We start from the raw sequence: 18,988 nt of genomic DNA, 5'->3' as shown, positions 1-18,988 counted from the left end.
CGGGCCGCCCTGGTTCCCCTCCCGATCGATGTCACTGCACTCCGTACCCGTACCGACACCATCCCCGCACTCCTGCGCGACCTCGTCCCCACCACTAGGCGGCGCAGCGCGGTGTCCAGGACGGACGCGACGTCTCTGCGGCAACGATTCGCGCAGGCCGATCAGGCAGGGCAGGAGGCCCTCCTCAGGACGCTCGTCATGGAACGGGCGGCCGCACTCCTCGGCCACAGCAGCGCGGACGCCCTCGACGCCGAACGGGACTTCCTGGAGGCCGGGTTCGACTCGCTGAGCGCGATGGAACTCCGTAACGTCCTGATGAAGGACACCGGACTGCGGCTTCCCCCGATGGTGGTCTTCGACAGCAAGAGCCCGGCCGAACTCGCCCGGCTCCTGCGTACGGATCTCCTGGCGTCGGCGCCCCCCGCGGCCGACGAGGCACAGATGCGGCCAGCCGGAGCGGAAGCCTCCGAGCGATCCGAGGGATCCCAGGGAGCGGACGGGACGCAGCGCGCTTACGCGTCCGGCGGGGCCGAGGCCCCCTCGGTCGGGAGGGCACCGGAGACACTCCGTGACCTGTTCCACTCCGCCGTCGTCTCCGGCCGCGCGGACAAGGGCTTCGCACTCCTCCAGGCGGCCGCCGACGTCCGGCCCGGCTTCGCCTCAGTGGACGAGATCGACCGGCTGCCCACCGCGGTCCGGCTCGCGGACGGCACCGAGGGGCCGCACCTCATCTGCCTCAGCACACCCATGGCCACCGGGGGCGTCCACCAGCACGCACGCCTGGTGTCCCACTTCGGAGGCAGGCACAAGATCTCCGCACTGCCCGTCCCCGGCTTCCTCGCGGGCGAGAGTCTGCCCACGTCCTCCGACGCGGCCGTCCAGGCACTCGCGCGGAGCGTGCTGGAGGCGGCCGACGGCAAACCGTTCGTCCTGCTCGGCTACTCGTCCGGAGGCACCCTCGCCTACGCCACCGCCGGATACCTGGAACGGGAGTGCGAGGTGAGCCCGGCGGGCGTCATCCTGCTGGACACGTTCAAGGTGCACGACGGCGGGAGCGACGGCGTCCCCCTCGACGGCCTCGCACTCGGCATGTTCGACAAGGAAGCGGTGTTCGGCCGGTTCGACAGCAGCAGGCTCTCCGCGATGGGCCGCTGGGTGGAACTGGTACCGCAACTTCCGCTGACCCCGGTCGAGGCCCCGGTGCTCTTCGTGCAGTGCACCCAGTCCTTCGTACCGGACGGGGACGACATGTCCCCCGACCTGACCGACGGCCGTGCCGAGCCCTGGGAGGCCGGCCACACCCTGCGGACCGTGCGCGCCAACCACTTCACCCTCGTGGAGGACCGCGCCGAGGACACCGCGCACGTCATCGACGCGTGGCTGGCGTCGGACGAGTGGCCGGCGCAGAACGAATCGGCGCCCGACGCCGTATCGACCGAATGACCAACCGACCCGAATGACCAACCGACCCGAATGACCAACCGACCCGAATGACCAACCGGCCGAATGACCAACCCGCCGCATGACCAACTGGCCTGACGGCCAAAAGCGCCGGTCCCGAGCGGCCGCGACGACTGAGCACAAGACCCACAGCTCCCATCCGCAAACAGCGTGAGTGAAGCGAAGCGAGGCGAAGTGACGTGACCGTGGCACCCAGCACGAAGGGGACCCTGCCGTTCGGCGAGCACGAGACGTGGTACCGGGTGACGGGCGACCTTCGCTCCGACCGGCCCACCCTCGTCGTCGTGCACGGCGGTCCGGGATCGACCCACGACTATCTGCAGAACCTCTCCGACCTGGCCGACGACGGCTGGTCCGTCGTGCACTACGACCAGATCGGGAACGGCGGCTCGACCCATCTGCCCGACCGGGGGGCGGACTTCTGGACCGTGGACCTGTTCGCCGCCGAACTCGACAACCTGCTGACGGGTCTCGGGATCGCCGACAACTACGTCCTGTTCGGCCAGTCCTGGGGCGGCATGCTCATCACGCACCACGCCGCGGCGCGTCCGGCAGGCCTGCGCGGCCTGGTCATCGCCAACTCGCCCGCCTCGTACCCCCTCTGGCTCCAGGAGGCCAAGGTCCTGCGCGACCGGCTCCCGCCCGGCGTCAACGACACGCTGCTCCGGCACGAGGCCGCCGGAACCACCGAGACGGACGAGTACCACGGGGCCATGCGCACGTTCTACGAGCGCCACGTCTGCCGTCTCGCACCCTGGCCCCGCGACTACCTGGCCTCGTTCTACGAGGTGTACAACGACCCCACCGTGTACTACGCGATGAACGGCCCCAGCGAGTTCCACGTGAACGGCACACTGCGCGACTGGTCGGTCATCGACCTCTGCCCGGACGTCGACGTGCCCACCCTGCTGATCTCCGGGCGCCACGACGAAGCCACACCCGCGACGGTGCAGCCCTTCCAGGACCTCATTCCGGGAGCGCGCTGGGAGATATTCGAGGAGTCCAGCCACCTGCCGCACCTCGAGGAACCGGAACACTTCCGTCAGGTCATGAAGACGTTCCTCCAGGAGATCGCCCCCGGCTGACTCCTGGGCGTCCGTTGCATAGAGTGCTGAGAACACGCCGCGCCTCCGGCGCGGCGTCCCGGATGTCATCCGCAACCCGGTACGGCTGTGGAGCTGGAGAGCTGCGCGGCTGCATGGATGTACGGATGTGTGGCCGCGAGGCCACGACAACCGGGACAGTAGTGGTCAGGTAGTCGCGAGGCGTGTCCGGAGTGGAGTACAAGTCCGGGCAGCCTGCCGCGGCGGGGTATCCCGGGCACGGGTCCGGGGTTTCGTTGAGAGGGCGGTTGTGATGGTCACCGGTCGTGTGGTGCGGTTCGACGGCGTGAAGGGCTATGGATTCATCGCTCCCGATCATGGGGGCGAGGACGTCTTCCTGCATGTCAACGACCTTCGTATTCCCGAGGCCTCTCTGAGGCCCGGTCTGATGGTCGAGTTCGAGATCGAGCAGGGGGACCGGGGCCTGAAGGCGTCCTCGGTGCAGCTCGCCCCCGGCGGCGGCGGTTCGGCGGCGGCTCCGGCGTCCGCGTTCTCGGGGCGTTCCGAGACCCCGAGCAGGCAGGTCGCGGACGGCGACGACGTGCTGTGCGACGTGCTCAACTCTGAGGAGTACGTACGGGACGTCACCGAAGTGCTGCTGGAATCGGCACCTGGTCTCACCGCGGCGCACATCCTTCAGGTACGCCAAGGGATGCTGCAGTTCGCCAAGAAGCACGGCTGGGTCGAGGGCTGAGCCCGCCCGGCCGGCTGTCGCCCGCCGCGGCCCGGGGAACAGGGCCGGCGGCGGGCGCGCCGCCCGTCGCTCGCCGCCCGTCGGCTGTGACGAACGGCACCGGCCCCGGACCTGTCCGGTCCCGTGTTAGCGCCGGTTAACCTGCCTCTCATGACCGTAACCCTCGAAGTAAGCGGCGGCGTCGGCACGATCCGGCTGGACCGTCCGCCGATGAACGCACTGGACATCGCCACCCAGGACCGGCTGCGCGAGCTGGCCGAGGAGGCCTCCGGACGCGACGACGTGCGCGCCGTGGTGCTCTACGGCGGCGAGAAGGTGTTCGCGGCGGGCGCGGACATCAAGGAGATGCAGGCGATGGACCACCCGGCGATGATCGTCCGGTCCAAGGCACTGCAGGAGTCCTTCACCGCGGTGGCCAGGATTCCCAAGCCCGTCGTCGCGGCCGTCACCGGCTACGCACTCGGCGGCGGCTGCGAACTCGCGCTCTGCGCCGACTTCCGGATCGCCGGCGACAACGCCAAGCTGGGGCAGCCGGAGATCATGCTCGGTCTGATCCCGGGCGCGGGCGGCACCCAGCGGCTCGCCCGTCTGGTGGGCCCCGCCAAGGCCAAGGACCTGATCTTCACCGGCCGCCACGTGAAGGCCGACGAGGCCCTCACCATGGGCCTGGTGGACCGGGTGGTGCCCGCCGCAGAGGTGTACGAGCACGCCCACGCCTGGGCCGCCAAACTGGCGAAGGGGCCGGCCCTCGCGCTGCGAGCCGCCAAGGAGGCCGTCGACGCCGGGCTGGAGACGGACCTCGACACCGGCCTCACGATCGAGCGGACCTGGTTCGCCGGACTCTTCGCCACGGAGGACCGGGAGCGCGGTATGCGCAGCTTTGTGGACGAAGGGCCGGGCAAGGCCAAATTCCTCTGACCGAACGCCAGTTGGGAACAGATCGCGGCGCGTTCATCCGTGTGGGCGGATTAGCCGAGCCTTAAGACAACCTTAAGGCTCGGCGCTCCGTTCGCGCCGGTAATCCCGTTCGAGTGCGGTGTTCACGCAGGTGGGCGGGGGTGTGAGCGAGCGCATTCTGCCAATGGCATATGCCAAGAGCTCTCTGCGGAATTGCTTATTCCGGGTCGGGCATTCCCTCGGAACGGCCCCGGAGGGCCCACCGTGCAGCCATGATGGTGTCCATGGCGGGCCTGGAAGGTGTGGAGCAGCCGCGACAGCGCAGCAGCGCGACAGCGGCACGGAGGATGCCGGCCGTCGAGGACGAACAGGCGTTCAAGGCGCTGGAGTTGTTCGGTAATCCGACGGAGGGCGAAGTCCGGCTGCCCTCCCGCCCGGAGTCCGCGGCCACCGCGCGCCGGCTCACTTCCTGTGTCGTGCTGCGTCAGTGGGGGCTCTCCCCGCAGACCGGCGAGCACGCCGTTCTGCTCGTGTCCGAACTCGTCGGCAACGCGGTCCGGCACACCGGTGCCAGGGTTTTCGGTCTGCGGATGCTGCGGCGTCGCGGCTGGATCAGGATCGAGGTGCGCGACCCCTCGCGCGGACTGCCCTGTCTCATGCCCGTCCAGGTGATGGACATCAGTGGGCGGGGCCTCTTCCTCGTGGACAAGCTCTCCGACCGGTGGGGCGTGGATCTGCTGCCGCGCGGCAAGATCACCTGGTTCGAGATGCGGATCTCCGACCGCTGACGGCCCCCGGGGTGTCGCGGTCATCGCCCGGAAGGGACCCGGATGCACAGAAGCCCCCGGGTCGGCCGTGATGCGGCTCTGCGGGGGCTGCTGTGTGGGGGCCGTGAAATGGGGGGTGTTCTCACGGCCGCTTATGACGACCCGGCCCGGGTCAGTGCGGGTCGTGTCACCGACTATGGCAGACGGGCGACTCCATCGCCAAAGCCGCAAAACGCTCATGCGGTGATAGATCAGGGCAATTCTGCGATGAATCATAGGTGTGCTGGGTCACCTGCCTGGAAATCCATGCATCCCGACCGGCCCCCGCGAGTGATTCATTGATCATCAAGGGTCCGGGCGGCGCGCATCCGTGTGACCTGCGAAAGCGGCGAGAACGGTCAACTGTCATTTTTCTGACATCTCGCACTTAATGTTCTGCACATGAACGACTCCGGCACACCGGTGCACCGCCGCGGCGCCCTGCGCGCAGGGGCCGGTGCGGCCCTCGCCGCGGCCCTCGCCACCGGTTGCGGGGACCACGCCACCGCCGGGACTTCGGCGAAGACCCTCACCCACCCGGCACCGAGGAAACCGGCCGCCACCGCCGGGGCGCCGGCCCCCGCGCCCGCCCCGCGCCGCTTCCCCGGGCAGCCGGTGCAGATCGGCCACGGCCCCCGCGACCGGGCACGCGTCGCCCTCACCTTCCACGGCCAGGGCGATCCCGCCATCGCCCGGACCGTGCTGGCCGAGGCGGAACGGGCCCACGCACAGATCACCGTCCTGGCCGTCGGCGACTGGCTCGACGAGCACCCCGAGATGGCCCGCCGGATCCTGGACGGCGGCCACGACCTCGGCAACCACACCCAGCGCCACATCGACATCTCCTCGATGGGCGAGGCCCAGGCGTACGCGGAGATCACCGGCTGCGCCCAGCGGCTGCGCCGGCTCACCGGTTCCATCGGCACCTGGTTCCGGCCCTCGCGCACCCAGTACGCCACCCCGCTCGTCCAGCGGCTCGCCGTCCGCGCGGGGTACCCGCACGTCCTCTCGTACGACGTGGACTCCCTCGACTTCACCTCGCCCGGCGCCGCGGCCGTCACCCGCAAGGTGGCCGGGGAGATCCGTAACGGATCGGTGGTGAGCATGCACTTCGGCTACGCGGACACGGTCGCCGCGCTGCCCCTCCTTCTCACCGAACTCGACCGCCGCGGACTGCGTGCGGTGACGACCACGGAGCTGTTGACCTGATGCTTCCCTCCACCACGCGCACCGCGGCCCTGCTCGGGGGCGTCCTGCTCGCCGCACTCACCGGTTGCGGCACCCCCGCCGGCAAGGGGGCGTCGGACGCGGCCACCGAGGCGGCCGCGCCACCCGCCAGACCCAAGCACGTCACCCCGCCGGCGCCGCCCGGACTGGCCGGGATGCCGCCGGTGCTCGACCCGGCGAACGTGTACGCGGCCGACGCCGCGGGGAAACTGTCGCCGACCGTCAAGGGCTTCCCGTCCCGGGTGTACGTACCCAACACCAACTCCAACACCGTGACGGTGATCGACCCCGCCACCTACAAGGTCATCGAGACCATCCCGGTCGGCCGCCAGCCGCAGCACGTCGTCCCGTCCTGGGACCTGAAGACCCTCTGGGTCAACAACGACGTCGGCGACAGCCTCACCGCGATCGACCCGGCGACCGGCAAGGTGGGGAAGACGGTCGACGTCTCCGACCCGTACAACCTCTACTTCACCCCGAACGGCAAGTACGCCATCGTGATGGCCTCGATGGACCGTCAACTGGTCTTCCGCGACGCGCACACCATGAAGACGGCGAAGGCCGTCCCGGTCAGCTGCGCGGGCGTGAACCACGCCGACTTCTCGGCGGACGGCCGGTACTTCATCGTCTCCTGCGAGTTCTCCGGCGAACTCCTCAAGGTCGACACCGCGAGGATGAAGGTGGTGGGCCAGCAGAAACTGCCGTTCAAGGGCGCCATGCCGCAGGACGTGAAGCTGTCGCCCGACGGAAGCACGTTCTACATCGCGGACATGATGGCGAACGGCATGTGGGTGCTGGACGGAAAGAAGTTCACCACCCCGAAGCTGCTGCCCACCGGCAAGGGCTGCCACGGTCTCTACGTCAGCCGCGACGCCAAGGAGATGTACATCTCCAACCGCGGCGAGGGCTCCGTCTCCGTCTTCGACTTCGCGCAGAAGAAGCTGGCGAAGAAGTGGCACCTGCCGGGCGGCGGCAGCCCCGACATGGGCGGGGTCTCCGCGGACGGCAAGGTCCTCTGGCTGACCGGGCGTTACCACTCGGAGGTGTACGCGATCGACACCACCAGCGGCAAGCAGCTCGCCCGGATCCCGGTGGGCAGCGGACCGCACGGCCTCGCCGTCTACCCGCAGCCGGGGCGCTACTCGCTCGGCCACACCGGCGTCTTCCGGTAGGAGGCCGCCCGCAGACGTCGTCCGGTGGAAGGCCACCCGGCGGCGTCTTCCGGGGCCTCTTGGCCGTCCGGCAGACGGCCGCCCGCCGGTGGCTCACCCCTTGATCAGCAGTGCCTCCGAGCCCACCGGCCGGTAGCCCGCCGCCTGGAACGTCCGCACACTGCGGGCGTTCCCCGGCGACTGCTGCGCCCACACCACCGTGTCCGGCACCAGATGCCGGGCCGCCCGCGCCAGCCGTTCGCCGAGCCGCCGCCCGCGCGCCTCCTCGGCCACCTCGATCGCGGTCTCCCAGCGCCCCGCGACCCCGCGCCCGAGGATCAGCACACCGCCCTCCGTTCCCCAGACCCGCACCTCGTCGCGGAACCTCATCGCCCGTGCCACCCGGGGGTGTTCCGGATCCCGGATCTCCCGCAGCTCGACCTCCGGTGCGCCCGGCAGCGCGGACGCGACCGTCAGCAGATCGATCGTGTTCATGTGCCGGTCCGTCCGGGCCAGCAGCGCGCCCAGGAAGTGCGGATTCATCGTCGCGGCGAGCGCGTCGCCCGGAACGGCGGCCAGCGCGGCCCGTACCCACCGCGGGTCCTCGTCCGTGAACACCACCGAGTGCGCGGTGAACGCCAGCACCCCGGCATCCCGTACGTTCGGCTGCCGCACCACCGTCGTGGTCCCGTCCGGCGGCGGAAACCTCCCCTGCGCCGCGGCCGCCAGGATCCCCGCCAGTGCATCGGTCATCGCGCCGTACTCTCCCCGCTCCGGGCCACCGTCCGCCGGGCGGCGGACGGACCACCCATGATCGACGACCGGCCGCCGCGATCGCCATCCGTCGCGCCCGTTAATCTGACCTCCGTCATATAGGCATTACGAAGGGGCGGAACAGTGGCGGACATCGAGTCGGCGCGCAAGGCGTTCGAGCGGTTCGACCTGAACGGCGACGGGCTGATATCGGCTGCCGAGTACAAGAGCGTCATGGCTCAGCTGGGGGACCCCTACGTCACCGAGCCGGTCGCGCAGGCCGTGATCAACTCCCACGACGCGAACGGTGACGGGCTCCTCACCTTCGACGAGTTCTGGGCCGCGCAGGACAAGGGCTGAGGGCCGAGGACCCCCGGCCGGCGGGCCGGGGGCCGCGGACCCGCCCCGCTCACGGGCCGGAGGGGCCGGCGGATCCCTCCGGCGCGAAGGCCTCGTCCGGTGTCGCCACCGGGCGGAACACGTCGTGCAGCCGGCCCGCCCGCAGGAGGCGCAGGATCCTCGGGCAGTCGCAGACGAGCCAGAACCGCCCGTCCCGGTCCAGCGCCCGCCGCCGGGCCCGGCACAGCAGCGTCAGGCCCGAGCAGTCGAGGAAACTCACCTCGGTCAGGTCGACCACCACATGCGGTGACACGTCAGACGTGGCGCCGTCCAGGGCCGGTGCGATCAGGGCCGCGGTAGCGATATCGATCTCGTCGCGCAGCGCCACCACCGTCCGGCCGTTCCTGCGGTACACGTGACCGCACGGCTCGGGCAGGGCGACCGGCGCGGGGGATGCCGTGGGGGACAGCCTCTCGGTCATGATGCCTCTCCTCGCAGCGCCGAATCCGCGGAGGCACCCGGGCCTGGGTGGCTTGTCAGTGAGGTGACAGTCGGTGAACCTAACCCGAGGCTCGCGTCGGGTGGGGATGCAGAAACGTTCGAGCCTGCCGTAATGCGTCCTTCCGGGTGAATGTTCGATGGTGTCGTGGACGTCGAGGGGCTGTTTGTGTGGTTGTCGGCCAGGAAAGGGGATGGGCGGTGCTCCGCTCCCGTGTGCCCGCGACCGCCCGCCGCGGATCCGCACCGGCCCGCCGTCGGTCCGCGGCAGCCGTACTCATCACGGCGGTGGCCTGCCTCCTGGCCGTGGCGGCCGCCCTGCTGGGCGCCACCGCCGTCGCCCGCGGCACCGGTGAACTGCGCATACCGGGCGCCGGAACCGCCACCCTGCTGCGTACGGTCCTCTTCGGCGCGCTCGCCGTTCACCTCGGCGGCCTCGCCGCCACCGCACTGGCCCGCTCCCTGCCCGGCCGCCCGGAATCCGCGCCGCGCGGCTGGGCGACGGCGGCCTCGGTCGCCGGGGCGCTGGCCGCGGCCGGACAGATCGTCAGGCTCGCCCGGGTCAGCGATCTCGGCCTCGTCGAGACCTACGGCACCCGCGAGGGCGGACTGCTGCTGCTCATCGCCAACGGCTTCGCCCTCGCCGCGTGCTGCGCGGCGAGCAGACGCCCGGCACTCGCCGCCGCCCCGCTCGCCCTCGTCATCGGCGCGGAGGCGCTGCGCGCCCACCCCGAGGCGTACAGCCCGGCCGTGGGCGCCGCGCTCACCGTCGTGCACCTGACCGCCGCATCGCTCTGGTGCGGCGGGCTGCTCCACGTACTGCGCACCATGCGGCTGTGGCGGCGGACCGGGCCCGGCGCCGCCCGCGCGCTGCTCGGCCGCTACGCCCGGCTCGCCGGATGGCTGTACGCGGCCCTGGCGGTGACCGGTACGTTCAGCGCCCTGCGCAGGCTGCCGCCGGACACCGTCCTCACCTCGGCGTACGGGCGCACCCTGCTGATCAAGCTGGTGCTGGTGGCCGTGGTGAGCGCGCTGGCGCTCGGCGCGCGCCGGAGGCTGGCGGCGGACCCGGACCCCGCGGTCGCCCGGCGCCGGGCGCGCCGCGAACTGGTCGCCCTGGCGGCGGTCGTCCTGGTGTCGGCGGTCCTGACCGTCGTCCCCGACCCGCACTGGCTCAGCACCCGCTGAACCGCGGCCGGGCACGCGCCGCACCCCGCTTCTGCGCACCCCGCCGCTCCCGCCACCCCGCACCCGCTCAGCGCTTGCCGCGGTACGGCGGCCAGCCGCGCAGTTCGTCGTCGCGCGGGGCGTGCACCGTCCCGGGGGCGCCGGGGCCGAAGAGCATCACCGGACGCGACGCGTCCCACCCGGGCCAGCCCGGGTCGCCGGAGGCGGCGAACCGTACCCACGCCGCGTGCATCGCGTCGGCCAGCTCCTGCGGGGCGTCCTCTCCCGCGAGCGCCACCGCGTCCGGCCGGTCCAGGTTGTCGAAGACGAAGCCGATCTCCAGCCCGTGGCAGGCGCCGAGCCGCTGTACGGGGGACGGCCAGCCGAACTCGTAGAGGTGCGTGCCACCGCCGGCGTCGGCGCCGCGGGCGTCGGCGCTGCGGGCGTCGGCCAGCCGGTTGAGCGGTACGCGCAGCAGCAGGTCGGTGGCGAGGGCGCCGAGCAGTTCGCCGGGGGTGACGCCGGGCCGGTTCGCGCGGTAGGTACGTGCCGTCGCGCCCGGCACCCTGAACTTCAGCAGGGCCAGCCGGAGTTTCGTACGGGAGAGCCGCTCGGTGAGCCCGCTGGGAACGAACCAGAGCCGGTACTCCTCGGTGTTGGAACCCATCAGCAGATCTATGCCGGACGCGGCGCCGTCCCGCAGCGCCTCGGCCGGCTCGCGGGGCAGCAGATCGCCGTCCACCACGATCTGGAAGGAGTTCCCGCCGGTCAGCGGGGAGCCGCCGCTCGTCACCGAGGTCTGCGCCGCCAGGAGCGCGGCGGGGTCCACGGCGGCCAGGGCGCGTGCCGTCGCCGCCACCCCGAGCCGCTTCGCTATCAGTTCGGTGGTGCGGCGGCCCTTGTCCACGGGGAGCGCGGCCGGCGCCCCGCTCTGCAGCACCGCACGCCGGAACAGGCCCCGGGCCCGCGGCGCGGCGAGCAGCGCGCCGATGCTGATGGCACCCGCCGACTCCCCGCACACCGTCACCAGGTCCGGATCGCCGCCGAACGCCGCGATGTTGTCCCGCACCCAGCCGAGCGCCGCGAGCTGGTCGAGCAGCCCGCGGTTGGCGGGCGCGTCCGGGAACACCCCGAACCCCTCCATGCCGAGCCGGTAGTTGAGCGACACGAGCACCACACCGTCGCGGGCGAAGGCGGCCCCGTCGTACAACGGGACGGCGGACGAGCCGTGCAGCAGCGAGCCGCCGTGGATCCAGACGAGTACGGGCAGCCCGGTGCGGGCGGGCGACGGCGTCCACACATTGAGGTTGAGACAGCCGTCGCCGGGCACCTCTGGATCGGGCAGCAGCCGGTCCAGCGGCGGTGCGTACGGCCGCTTGGGCGCGGTCGGACCGAAGGCCACCGCCTCCCGTACGCCCTCCCAGGGCTCCGGCGGCGCCGGGGCCCGGAACCGGTGGGCGCCCACCGGCGGGGCCGCGTACGGGATGCCGCGGAAGACGGCGACGCCCGGTTCGTGTGTGCCGCGGACGGTGCCGTGGGCCGTGTCGGCGTGCGGAGCGGTCCGGTCGGCGCCGGACGCCGACGCGGATATCGGAGGAGGTATGGCAGTCATGAGATGCCTCCAGCCCTTCTGCGGTATGGCCGGCGAGCTCGGTTCAACGGACTGCCGCCTGCCCTCGGGCGTACGTACCAGCAGATCACGGCGGGGGGCGGCCGACCAGTCGTGAGGGCGGCGGCGGCCCCGGTACGGCTGCGAGAGGACCGGAAGTGGCCGCTTTGGGCGGCACGCGTTTCCGGCCGCGGGCGGGCGGGCCGGGGCCGGTCGAGCCATCGGGACGACGAATGTCCGGAAATAGCCGCGGAAGGCCCGTGATTCCGGTGCCGAGGGCCGCCGCGGTGGGGCCCGGCAGGGGTGTCGGACCCCACCGGGCTCCCACCGGGCGCCCGTCAGGCGGCGAAGTTCCGGGACAGGGAGCGCTGTTCGTCAACCTCCACGAGGTCGGGGCGGGTGTAGCGCTCCGCCCGCGCGTGGTAGTCGAAATCCCCTCGGACGAGCCCTCGGTAGTCCTGCACGCAACGCTCCAGGGCGACTCGCGGGGGGCCCTCGATTCCCGCCGCCTCGATCTCCTCGACGAGTTCCTTCTCGGCCCGCTGTACGCGGTCGGTAATGCGCGCCAGCAGGATTGCGGCCTCGTCCGCCGCTTCCTGGAGCGTGCCCCCGCGGTCCCGCTGGATCAGCCGGACGGTGTTGTGCTCATAACCGATCAGGGCTTCCTTCTCGAAGGAGCAGATATCGTTGCAGAGGCCTGAGTGGTCGGTCACCGCATTGCGTAGCGCAATATAGGCGGGAAGGCTCCGGGTGGAATCCGGAAGATCTATTCCGGCCGTGATCTCATGCAGATCGAGGAAGGGCTGCATGGCCACCGAGTCGCGGCGGTGCTTCACGAAATCGGCCGTGCTCGGCACATGGCCCGCGGCCCGGTCGACGGCCTCTGCGTAGTACGTCCACAGCCAGGCGGCCGTGTCCCTGCGGAACTGCCGCACCCAGTGCGGCGGACGGTCCGTGCAGGTCCGGACCAGTAGCTCGCCGAGGGCGTGCTCCATGGGGCCGACCGGCTCCCGCGCACCGTCGAGCACACCCACCAGATGTGCGATGGCGGATTCGCACAGCCCGGGGTCGCGGCCGGCCGGGCCGTCGTCGAACTCGTCATCGACGAGGAAGGCCCAGAAGAGCCACTGGCAGAACAGGTCGAGGTGTTTCTGTGAAGCCTCGGGAAAAATCAGGGAGATCCAGAGTTCGGGGCGGGTCCGGAGCATCTTCTTGCGGGCCACCGGAGACAGGACGAGATTGCTGGCCTCGGCCCATTCCCAGACGGCCTGCCTGGTCTTCTCAACTCCCGGATTACATCCCGCGCTCTCGAACGGCATATGGAATTCTGGAAGCGCGATCTTACTCATGGTGCACCTCGTTCAGACGATATGAACAGGGAAGGGGGATGCGCAACGAATCGCGCACGCACGCACGCATGGCCGGAACGGCCAGCGATGAACGCGGCCCTGTCGATCGGCGCGTCGACACGGCCGCGTCCTCGGGAGCAGCTGTCCGCACCGGCCCGACGAAAGCGCGGTGGGACCGTGAGCCTATTGCGGCGGACCGCCGCAGGAGCGGATCAGCGGCGGCGAGGCGGCTGGTCGGTACGAGGGGGCCGCGCCGCTGTTCGAGAAACGGCGCGGCCGGGCCGGACGGCCGGATCCCGTCGGGGGTGCGTCACAGGAGGGGCGGCTCTCATCGCTGTCCTCTTTCCTCCGCCGGGGCCTGGGCATCGGAGCCGGGCCCGTGGGGCCCATGGCAGCGGACCGCCTGACGTGCACGGCGATTGCGACACCACTCGTCACGACCAGTGAACTCCCAGTATGCGGAGGAGGGAAGCCGCGTGTGACTGAAAATGTGTGTTCGCCAGGAACGTCTGCTCAGTTGTGAGCAGTTGGAGCACTCCCGAGTCGGCCGTGGTCGCGGACGGCGGGAGCGGGTCTGGCCGATTCGCCGCACCGGTCCGCCGCACGGGCTCCTCTCCCCACACCGGAGGGTCGGTTCAGGCGGCCAGCGAGGCGAGCCAGTCCGTCAGGATCCGGTTGACCTCCTCGGGGCGCTCCTGCTGGATCCAGTGGCCGCAGCCGTCCAGGACGTGCGAGGACACCAGGCCGGGCAGCGTCGTCGGGTACGCCGCGATGGCATCGGCCAGCCAGGTGGTGGAGGCGTCCAGGGACCCGCCGAGGAAGAGGGACGGCTGGGTGACGGGTGCGCCGTCGAAGTCCGCGAGATCCTCCCAGTCCCGGTCCATGTTCCGGTAGCGGTTGAGGGCCCCGCTCATCCCGGTCCGCTCGAACTCACCCGCGTAGAAGTCGAGTCCGTCCTCACCGAGCCAGCCGGGCCGCCGGTCGGGGAACCGGTCGCGCAGGGTCCCGCCGGACCCGGCGAAGTGCGGGTCCGGGGCGTCGGGCGCGGGCATGGTGTCGGCGGAGAACGCCGCGTAGAAGCCCGCGAGCCAGCCGCGGACGTCCGGCTCGATCTCGGCCTCGGCCCGGCCGGGCTCCTGGAACCGGGCGACGTAGAACTCCTCGTCCCCGCCCATCCCCGCGAAGACCTCGCTCGGGCGCGGACCGCCGCGCGGGGCGTACGGAACGCTCAGGAGCCCCACGGCCCGGAAGACATCGGGCCTGACCAGCGCGGAGTTCGCCGCGATCGTCGAACCCCAGTCGTGGCCGACGACCACGGCACTCCGCTCCCCGAGCGCGTGCACCACGGCGACGTTGTCCTCGACCAGTTCGAGCATCCGGTACGCGGCGACGTCCGAGGGCCGGGAGGACCGCCCGTACCCCCGGACATCGATGGCGACCGCCCGGTATCCGGCGGCGGCCAGCACGGGCAGCTGGTGGCGCCAGGAGTACCAGGACTCCGGGAATCCGTGCAGCAGCAGCACCAGGGGACCGGTGCCCTGCTCCACCAGGTGGATACGGCCGGCCGGAGAGGCCACCGTGCGGTGCGTGGGCTCCGGGGAATGGGCGGGCTGATGCGACATGGTTCCTCCGCGGTTCTCGGTCTGCGCCGGTCACGGTCGCGAGCTGTCAGCCGACCGTGTTCCCGGGCCCGCACCGCCCGGGAGCGGCCCGACGGCCCGGAAGACGATCATGCGCCGGACGGCCGGCCGACCGCGAGCGCTCTTGCCGCTTCGGCAAAATGACAGGCGCCACTCACCGACTGACAGACGCGGCACTCACCGACCGGCTGACAGACGCGTCACCCGCCGACCGACTGACAGACGCGTCACCCACCGACCGGCGACAGACGCGGCACTCACCGAAGCACGTACACGCCACTCACCGGATGACACGCGGCACTCACCAGGTGACGGGCAACGACCGCAGTCCACGCATCAGCCGCGTCCGGCGCCGGTCCGGCTCCTGCGCGGGCACGGCGAGACGCAGCCGGGGGAAGCGCGTGAAGAGGGTCCGGAGCGCGATCTCCCCCTCCGCCCGCGCCAGCGGCGCGCCCACGCAGCGGTGGATGCCGTGGCCGAACGCGAGATGCGCCCCGGCGTCCCGGCCCAGGTCGAGGCCGTCCGGTCCGACGAAACGGGCCGGATCGCGGTTGGCGGCCCCGGGGGAGATGAGGACGGGGACGCCGGCCGGGATCGTGGTCCCGCCCAGGGTGAGCGCCTCGGTGCTGTAGCGGAAGGTGGCGATGCCCACGGGGGAGTCGAAGCGCAGGAGTTCGTCGAGTGCGCCGTCGAACGTCTCCGGCTCGTCGAGCAGCCGGGCGAGGGAACCGGGGTCCTGGAGCAGGGCCAGTGCCGCGTTGCCGATGAAGTTGGTGGTGGTCTCATGACCGGCCACGAGCAGGAGGACGGCCAGGGACAGGAGCTCGTCCTCCCCGAGCCTGTCCTCGCCGTCCCGCGCCAGGACGAGGTCGTGCAGCAGGCTGCCGTCCGGTGCGCGGCGCTTGGCCGCGATCAGAGCGGTCAGATACTCGGCCAGGGCGTGCGAGGCGGCGTCGATGCGGTCGGGCTCCCCTGCCGCGAACAGCTCGTCCGACCAGGCACTGACAGCCGGCCGGTCCGCTTCCGGCACCCCCAGCAGCCGGCAGATGACGGTGACCGGGAGCGGGGCGGCGAGGCCGGCGACGAGATCGGCCTGCCCGCCGGGCGTCCACTCGTCGAGGAGCCCGTCCGTCACGCTCTGGATGTACGGACGCAGCCGCTCGACGGAGCCCGTGGTGAACGCCTTCGACACCAGGCGCCGGAGCCGGGTGTGCCGGGGCGGGTCACTGGCCAGCATGGTCCGCGAGACGGCGGGGTGCAGATCGCGGCGGGACGGCCGGCCGGCGAAGAACCGCGCGGTGTCCTTCGACAGCCGCGGATCCGCGAACGCCGCACGGGCCTCGGCGTACCCCGTGACCAGGAAGCTGTACCGCCCGTCCGATCCGGTGGGCACCCGCTGCACGGGAGCCGTGTCGCGCAGTCGTGCGTAGACCGGGTACGGGTCCTGGAAGAACCGCGGGTCCTGAAGGGGATCGGTCATGTTCCTCAGCACTCGATGATGTTCACCGCGAGCCCGCCCCGCGCCGTCTCCTTGTACTTGACGCTCATGTCGGCGCCCGTCTCCTTCATCGTCTTGATGACCTTGTCGAGGGAGACCTTGTGGCTGCCGTCGCCGCGCAGCGCCATCTTCGCCGCCGTGACGGCCTTGACCGCCGCCATGCCGTTGCGCTCGATGCAGGGGATCTGGACGAGGCCGCCGACCGGGTCGCAGGTCAGGCCCAGGTTGTGCTCCATGCCGATCTCGGCGGCGTTCTCGACCTGCTCGGGGGTGCCGCCCAGCACCTCGGCGAGCGCGCCCGCGGCCATGGAGCAGGCGGAGCCCACCTCGCCCTGGCAGCCGACCTCGGCGCCGGAGATGGAGGCGTTCTCCTTGAACAGCATGCCGATGGCTCCGGCGGCCAGGAGGAAGCGGACGATGCTGTCGTCCTTCTCCGCCTCGGTGGCGCCGCCGGCCGCGAAGTTCACGTAGTAGTGCAGCACCGCCGGGATGATGCCGGCCGCGCCGTTGGTGGGGGCGGTGACGACGCGGCCGCCCGCGGCGTTCTCCTCGTTGACCGCCATCGCGTAGAGGGTGATCCACTCCATCGCGTGGGTCTGCGGGTCGCCCTCGGCGCGCAGCTGGCGGGCGGTGTTGGCGGCGCGGCGGCGGACCTTGAGGCCGCCGGGCAGGATGCCCTCGCGGGACATGCCGCGGGACACGCACGCCTGCATGGAGCGCCAGATGTCCAGCAGGCCCGAGCGGATCTCGTCCTCGGTGCGCCAGGCCCGCTCGTTCTCCAGCATCAGGGAGGAGATCGACAGGCCGGTGTCCTGGGCGAGCCGCAGCAGTTCGTCGCCGGTGCGGAACGGGTTCTTCAGCACGGTGTCGTCGAGGACGATCCGGTCCTCGCCCACCGCGTCCTCGTCGACGACGAAGCCGCCGCCGACCGAGTAGTACGTCTTCTCCAGGAGCGGGGCGCCCTCGTGGTCGTACGCGAAGACCGTCATGCCGTTGGCGTGGTACGGCAGGGCCTTGCGGCGGTGCAGGATCAGCTGCTCGTCGGCGTCGAACGCGATCTCGTGCATGCCGAGGAGATTGAGCCGGCCGGTGGAGCGGATCTCGGCGACCCGGTCGTCGGCCGTTTCGACGTCGACGGTACGGGGGGACTCGCCCTCCAGACCGAGCAGAACGGCCTTGGGGGTGCCGTGGCCGTGGCCGGTGGCGCCGAGGGAGCCGAAGAGCTCGGCGCGTATCGAGACGGTGTGGGCGAGCAGACCCTCGTTCTTGAGGCGGCGCGCGAACATACGGGCCGCGCGCATCGGGCCGACCGTATGGGAGCTGGACGGGCCGATGCCGATCGAGAACAGGTCGAAGACCGAGATGGCCACGGGTGACTCCTCAAAGCGCTGGTAGACGCCGTTGTCTGCCGGGTGGTGCGGTACGGGCCGGGTCGGCCCGAAGAGCGGGGGACAAGGGATGGGGCACCGCGCTCACTGTTCAGTGTGCGTGGTGCCCCGCCCCGACGTGCAAACGCGCAGGTCCGGACTACAGACCGGGGTACAGCGGGAACTTCTCGGCGAGCGCGACGACGCGGGCCTTCAGGTCGTCCGCGTCGTAGGACGGCTTGAGGGCGGACGCGATGATCTCCGCGACCTCCGCGAAGTCCTCCGTCCGGAAACCGCGGGTCGCCAGCGCCGGGGTGCCGATCCGCAGACCCGAGGTGACCATCGGCGGCCGCGGGTCGTTGGGGATGGCGTTCCGGTTGACCGTGATGCCCAGCTCGTGGAGCCGGTCCTCGGCCTGCTGGCCGTCCAGCTCGGAGTTGCGCAGGTCCACCAGGACCAGGTGCACGTCCGTGCCGCCGGACAGGACGGAGACGCCGACCTCGGTGACGTCCGGCTGCACCAGACGCTCGGCGAGGATGCGGGCGCCGTCCAGGGTGCGCTGCTGGCGCTCCTTGAACTCCTCGGTCGCCGCGACCTTGAACGAGACCGCCTTGGCCGCGATCACGTGCTCCAGCGGGCCGCCCTGCTGACCCGGGAAGACCGCCGAGTTGATCTTCTTGGCGAGCTCCTGCGTCGACAGGATGACGCCACCGCGCGGACCGCCGAGGGTCTTGTGCGTGGTGGTCGTGACGACATGGGCGTGCGGCACCGGGCTGGGGTGCAGACCCGCGGCGACCAGACCGGCGAAGTGCGCCATGTCGACCATCAGGTACGCGCCGACCTCGTCCGCGATCCGGCGGAAGGCGGCGAAGTCCAGCTGGCGCGGGTACGCGGACCAGCCGGCCACGATCAGCTTCGGCTTGGCCTCCTTGGCGAGGCGCTCGACCTCGGCCATGTCCACGACGCCGGTCTCGTCCACGTGGTACGGGACCACGTTGTACAGCTTGCCCGAGAAGTTGATCTTCATGCCGTGGGTCAGGTGACCGCCGTGGGCCAGGTTCAGGCCCATGATCGTGTCGCCCGGCTTCAGCAGCGCGAACATCGCGGCGGCGTTGGCCTGCGCGCCGGAGTGCGGCTGCACGTTCGCGGCCTCGGCCCCGAAGAGCGCCTTGATGCGGTCGATGGCGATCTGCTCGATCACATCGACGTGCTCGCAGCCGCCGTAGTAGCGGCGGCCGGGGTAGCCCTCGGCGTACTTGTTGGTCAGGACGGAGCCCTGGGCCTCCATGACCGCGACCGGAGCGAAGTTCTCCGAGGCGATCATTTCGAGGGTGGACTGCTGACGGTGGAGCTCGGCGTCGACAGCGGCGGCGACGTCCGGGTCCAGCTCGTGGAGGGAGGAGTTGAGAAGCGACATCAGGTGGTCCCT

The 18,988-nt window shown here is 71.3% G+C and carries 17 protein-coding genes; 9 read left to right on the top strand and 8 right to left on the bottom strand.

Annotated features, from left to right (window positions below; translation table 11 throughout):
• The 7 genes from ACIO3R_RS39345 to ACIO3R_RS39315 form a co-directional block, all read left to right on the top strand.
• A partial coding sequence (locus tag ACIO3R_RS39345; protein ID WP_402111921.1) for an alpha/beta fold hydrolase occupies positions 1–1,443 on the top strand: 1,443 nt, incomplete at its 5' end.
• 197 nt (positions 1,444–1,640) lie between these two features.
• Complete coding sequence (locus ACIO3R_RS39340) at positions 1,641–2,546, top strand: proline iminopeptidase-family hydrolase (RefSeq protein WP_385026526.1); 906 nt, start codon at positions 1,641–1,643, stop codon at positions 2,544–2,546.
• Positions 2,547–2,817: 271 nt separating this feature from the next.
• A complete protein-coding gene (locus ACIO3R_RS39335) occupies positions 2,818–3,258 on the top strand; it encodes a cold-shock protein (protein ID WP_402111919.1) in 441 nt (146 codons plus the stop codon).
• A 150-nt stretch (positions 3,259–3,408) separates the two neighbouring features.
• Positions 3,409–4,176: an enoyl-CoA hydratase/isomerase family protein gene (locus ACIO3R_RS39330; RefSeq protein ID WP_385026520.1), complete on the top strand. Its 768-nt coding sequence runs from the start codon at positions 3,409–3,411 to the stop codon at positions 4,174–4,176.
• A 251-nt stretch (positions 4,177–4,427) separates the two neighbouring features.
• The gene (locus ACIO3R_RS39325) at positions 4,428–4,943 is read left to right on the top strand and encodes an ATP-binding protein (RefSeq protein ID WP_402111917.1); all 516 of its coding nucleotides are present in this window, start codon (positions 4,428–4,430) and stop codon (positions 4,941–4,943) included.
• 420 nt (positions 4,944–5,363) lie between these two features.
• Positions 5,364–6,170 (top strand): polysaccharide deacetylase family protein, encoded by an 807-nt coding sequence (locus ACIO3R_RS39320; RefSeq protein WP_385026514.1) that lies wholly within the window; start codon positions 5,364–5,366, stop codon positions 6,168–6,170.
• Entirely contained in the window at positions 6,170–7,360 is a 1,191-nt protein-coding gene (locus ACIO3R_RS39315) for a hypothetical protein (RefSeq protein ID WP_385026511.1), read from the top strand. Before ACIO3R_RS39320 ends, ACIO3R_RS39315 begins: the two co-directional genes overlap by 1 nt.
• Before the next feature lie 93 nt (positions 7,361–7,453).
• Here ACIO3R_RS39315 and ACIO3R_RS39310 read toward each other — a convergent pair whose 3' ends face one another.
• Complete coding sequence (locus ACIO3R_RS39310; protein WP_402111914.1) at positions 7,454–8,092, bottom strand: GNAT family N-acetyltransferase; 639 nt, start codon at positions 8,090–8,092, stop codon at positions 7,454–7,456.
• 144 nt (positions 8,093–8,236) lie between these two features.
• Here ACIO3R_RS39310 and ACIO3R_RS39305 point away from each other — a divergent pair, with 144 nt between their 5' ends.
• Complete coding sequence (locus ACIO3R_RS39305; protein ID WP_402111912.1) at positions 8,237–8,452, top strand: EF-hand domain-containing protein; 216 nt, start codon at positions 8,237–8,239, stop codon at positions 8,450–8,452.
• Between the two features lie 49 nt (positions 8,453–8,501).
• Here the strand turns inward: ACIO3R_RS39305 and ACIO3R_RS39300 are convergent, their stop codons facing one another.
• On the bottom strand, positions 8,502–8,912 hold the full coding sequence (locus ACIO3R_RS39300; protein WP_402111910.1) for an STAS domain-containing protein: 411 nt from the start codon (positions 8,910–8,912) through the stop codon (positions 8,502–8,504).
• Positions 8,913–9,130: 218 nt separating this feature from the next.
• Here ACIO3R_RS39300 and ACIO3R_RS39295 point away from each other — a divergent pair, with 218 nt between their 5' ends.
• Positions 9,131–10,117: a CopD family protein gene (locus tag ACIO3R_RS39295; protein WP_402111908.1), complete on the top strand. Its 987-nt coding sequence runs from the start codon at positions 9,131–9,133 to the stop codon at positions 10,115–10,117.
• 67 nt (positions 10,118–10,184) lie between these two features.
• Here ACIO3R_RS39295 and ACIO3R_RS39290 read toward each other — a convergent pair whose 3' ends face one another.
• From ACIO3R_RS39290 to glyA, 6 genes are all read right to left on the bottom strand, one after another.
• Positions 10,185–11,708, bottom strand: a complete 1,524-nt coding sequence (locus ACIO3R_RS39290; protein ID WP_402111907.1) for a carboxylesterase/lipase family protein — start codon at positions 11,706–11,708, stop codon at positions 10,185–10,187.
• Between the two features lie 335 nt (positions 11,709–12,043).
• Positions 12,044–13,024, bottom strand: coding sequence for a terpene synthase family protein (locus ACIO3R_RS39285; RefSeq protein ID WP_402111923.1), 981 nt, complete (start codon positions 13,022–13,024; stop codon positions 12,044–12,046).
• A gap of 665 nt (positions 13,025–13,689) precedes the next feature.
• Positions 13,690–14,676 (bottom strand): alpha/beta fold hydrolase, encoded by a 987-nt coding sequence (locus ACIO3R_RS39280; RefSeq protein ID WP_385026495.1) that lies wholly within the window; start codon positions 14,674–14,676, stop codon positions 13,690–13,692.
• 319 nt (positions 14,677–14,995) lie between these two features.
• On the bottom strand, positions 14,996–16,174 hold the full coding sequence (locus tag ACIO3R_RS39275; protein ID WP_402111906.1) for a cytochrome P450: 1,179 nt from the start codon (positions 16,172–16,174) through the stop codon (positions 14,996–14,998).
• Between the two features lie 5 nt (positions 16,175–16,179).
• Entirely contained in the window at positions 16,180–17,562 is a 1,383-nt protein-coding gene (locus tag ACIO3R_RS39270) for an L-serine ammonia-lyase (RefSeq protein WP_385026486.1), read from the bottom strand.
• 157 nt (positions 17,563–17,719) lie between these two features.
• On the bottom strand, positions 17,720–18,976 hold the full coding sequence (glyA, locus tag ACIO3R_RS39265; RefSeq protein ID WP_385026483.1) for a serine hydroxymethyltransferase: 1,257 nt from the start codon (positions 18,974–18,976) through the stop codon (positions 17,720–17,722).
• Between the last annotated feature and the right edge of the window lie 12 nt (positions 18,977–18,988).

This window comes from Streptomyces sp. NPDC087428, from assembly GCF_044744085.1.
Lineage (GTDB): Bacteria > Actinomycetota > Actinomycetes > Streptomycetales > Streptomycetaceae > Streptomyces.
Note: the sequence above shows the minus strand (reverse complement) of the source record. Positions and strands in the feature narration are given on the sequence as shown.

Bases quoted from the DNA above. Each gene is read 5' to 3' on its own strand.
- ACIO3R_RS39290 (WP_402111907.1), bottom strand. From the start codon at position 11,708: ATGACTGCCATACCTCCTCCGATATCCGCGTCGGCGTCCGGCGCCGAC.
- ACIO3R_RS39315 (WP_385026511.1), top strand. From the start codon at position 6,170: ATGCTTCCCTCCACCACGCGCACCGCGGCCCTGCTCGGGGGCGTCCTG.
- glyA (WP_385026483.1), bottom strand. From the start codon at position 18,976: ATGTCGCTTCTCAACTCCTCCCTCCACGAGCTGGACCCGGACGTCGCC.
- ACIO3R_RS39310 (WP_402111914.1), bottom strand. From the start codon at position 8,092: ATGACCGATGCACTGGCGGGGATCCTGGCGGCCGCGGCGCAGGGGAGG.
- ACIO3R_RS39325 (WP_402111917.1), top strand. From the start codon at position 4,428: ATGATGGTGTCCATGGCGGGCCTGGAAGGTGTGGAGCAGCCGCGACAG.
- ACIO3R_RS39320 (WP_385026514.1), top strand. From the start codon at position 5,364: ATGAACGACTCCGGCACACCGGTGCACCGCCGCGGCGCCCTGCGCGCA.
- ACIO3R_RS39280 (WP_385026495.1), bottom strand. From the start codon at position 14,676: ATGTCGCATCAGCCCGCCCATTCCCCGGAGCCCACGCACCGCACGGTG.
- ACIO3R_RS39300 (WP_402111910.1), bottom strand. From the start codon at position 8,912: ATGACCGAGAGGCTGTCCCCCACGGCATCCCCCGCGCCGGTCGCCCTG.
- ACIO3R_RS39285 (WP_402111923.1), bottom strand. From the start codon at position 13,024: ATGCCGTTCGAGAGCGCGGGATGTAATCCGGGAGTTGAGAAGACCAGG.
- ACIO3R_RS39335 (WP_402111919.1), top strand. From the start codon at position 2,818: ATGGTCACCGGTCGTGTGGTGCGGTTCGACGGCGTGAAGGGCTATGGA.
- ACIO3R_RS39330 (WP_385026520.1), top strand. From the start codon at position 3,409: ATGACCGTAACCCTCGAAGTAAGCGGCGGCGTCGGCACGATCCGGCTG.
- ACIO3R_RS39275 (WP_402111906.1), bottom strand. From the start codon at position 16,174: ATGACCGATCCCCTTCAGGACCCGCGGTTCTTCCAGGACCCGTACCCG.